General features: G+C 63.8%; 1 pseudogene. It reads left to right on the top strand.

The features are described 5' to 3' along the window. Positions 1–122 precede the first annotated feature (122 nt). Positions 123–2,587, top strand: a pseudogene (locus ABIB66_RS43400) (non-ribosomal peptide synthetase); the annotation flags it as partial.

The raw sequence follows: 2,587 nt of genomic DNA, 5'->3' as shown, positions 1-2,587 counted from the left end.
AGATGTCGAGCCGGCTGTCACAGGCTGTTGGGGTCGAACTGCCGCTGTCGACGCTGTTCGCCAGGCCGGTGCTGGCCGATCTGGCGGCAAGCATCCTCGAGATGTTGAGCCGCGCCGGTCCGCAAGAGCTGCCGGTGATTGCGGCCGTGTCGCGTCATGAGCCGGTTGTGCTGTCGTTTGCGCAGCAGCGGCTATGGTTTTTGGCGCAGCTGGACGAGGGCAGCACGAACTATCACATCCCGCTGGCGTGGCGGCTGCGCGGTAGGCTCGACCGCAGCGCCTGGCAGCGCAGCCTTGACCGCTTGTTTGCGCGTCATGAGGCGCTGCGCAGTGTCTTTGTCGCACCGCAGGGCACACCCCGGGTTGAGGTTCTGCCGCCGGATGCGGGGCTGCCGGTGGTGGAGCACGATCTGCAGGACAGGGTAGATGCGGACGCCGCGCTTGCGGAGCTGTGCCAGCAAGAGGCGCGCAGGCCGTTCGATCTGGCGCATGGCCCGCTGATCCGGGGCCGGCTGATCCGGCTGTCGGATGAGGAACACGTCTTCCTGCTGACCCAGCATCACATCGTCTCGGACGGCTGGTCGCTGGGCGTGCTGGTGTGTGAACTCAGTCAGCTGTACCGGGCGTTCGTGTCCGGAGAAGACGATCCGCCGCCGCCGCTTGCGATCCAGTATCCGGATTATGCCGCCTGGCAGCGGCAGTGGCTCTCGGGCGAGCGGCTGCAGAGCCAGGCGCATTATTGGCGCAATAATCTATCTGGCGCCCCGGCCCGTCTGGACTTGCCGACGGACCGGCCGCGACCGGCGCAACAGTCGTTTGCCGGGGCCAGTGTGCCTGTCGTCATCGATGCGGATCTGACGCGGGGGCTGAAGCAGCTGAGCCGGCAACATGGCACGACGTTGTTCATGACGGTGCTGGCGGCCTGGGCGGCGGTGCTGGCGCGTCTGTCGGGACAGGACGACCTTGTGATCGGGGTGCCGAGCGCCAATCGCGGCCGGCGCGAGATCGAAGAGTTGATCGGCTTCTTCGTCAACACCCTGGCGCTTCGCCTCGACCTGTCGGGCGCGCCGAGCGTGTCGCAGCTTCTGGAACGGACGCGGCGCACGGCGCTGGCTGCGCAGGAGCATCAGGACCTGCCGTTTGAGCAGGTGGTCGAGATCGTGCAGCCGCCCCGGCATCTTGATCACACGCCGCTGTTGCAGGTGATGTTGGCCTGGCAGCACGACGCCGTCGAGTCGTTCGACCTTGCCGGGCTGAGCGTGGAGGCTGCCGGGGAGGGGCTCGATCAGGTCAGGTTCGATCTGGAGCTGAACCTTTGTGAACATGGCGAGGAGATCGCCGGGGCGTTCGGTTATGCCACGGCGCTGTTTGATGAAGCGAGCATCGAGCGACAGCGTGGTTATCTGCTGACGCTGCTGCGGGCGATGGTGGCCGACGCGGGGCAGCCGGTCGGCCGCATCGAGCTGCTGTCGACCGCCGAGCGCACGTATCTGCTGGAGGAGCTGAACCGGACGGCGGCGCCTTATCCGTCGGAGCGATGCGTCCATCAGCTGTTCGAGGCGCAGGTGCAAAAGGCGCCGGGGGCAGTGGCGCTGGTCTGCGAAGACGAGCAGCTGAGCTATGGCGAGCTCAATGCGCGGGCCAACCGGCTGGCGCATCATCTGATCGCCCTCGGGGTCAAGCCGGGGGATCGCATTGCGACAGTGCTGGACCGCTCCGTCGCTCTTGTGGTGGCGCAGCTGGCGATCCTGAAGGCGGGCGGAGTATATGTGCCGATCGATCGCGCCCTTCCGTCTGCGCGACAAGAATGGCTAATGGCCGATTGTGCTGCACGCCTGGTGCTTTGCGGTGATGATCTGGTTGAGGCGACGATACCTGTTCTGGCTATTGAGCCGCTCATAGTTGGAACGGGATGTAGTTCCGATCCTGGTCTGGCGTTGAGCGCTGAGACTGCCGCTTACGTAATGTACACCTCCGGCTCAACTGGCCTTCCCAAAGGAGTTGTTGTTCCTCATCGTGCCGTCAACCGGCTCGTGATCAACAGTGGATATGCGAAGATCGATGCAGGAGATCGTGTGGCATGGGCTGGCAATCCCGCCTTCGACGCAAGCACATTCGAAGTATGGGCGCCGCTGCTTAACGGTGGTTGCATTGTTGCCATGCATGCCGCCACCGTCAGGGATACTCCCAGTTTTGCCCGGGCGCTTGAACAGCACCGGGTGACGTCACTGTTTCTAACAACAGCATTATTCAACCAATATACATCATCGATTGCTCCGACGTTAGCGCAACTTAAGTACCTTCTCTGGGGAGGAGAGCGCAATGATCTTGCCTCATTTCTGAGATTGCTGAAAGAAAAAGGCCCCGTACGTCTCATTCACTGCTACGGCCCGACCGAGACGACCACCTTCGCGACAGTCTGGAATTGCCCGGCCGATTTTTATGGGTCAGTGGTCCCGATCGGGCGCCCGATTGCCAACACGCGGGTGTACCTGCTGGATGGTCATGGCGCGCCCGTGCCGTTCGGGGCGGTGGGCGAGCTTTACATTGGCGGGGCGGGGGTGGCGCGGGGCTACCTGAACCGCCC

Source organism: Bradyrhizobium sp. F1.13.3 (assembly GCF_040548265.1).
GTDB lineage: Bacteria > Pseudomonadota > Alphaproteobacteria > Rhizobiales > Xanthobacteraceae > Bradyrhizobium.
Note: the sequence above shows the minus strand (reverse complement) of the source record. Positions and strands in the feature narration are given on the sequence as shown.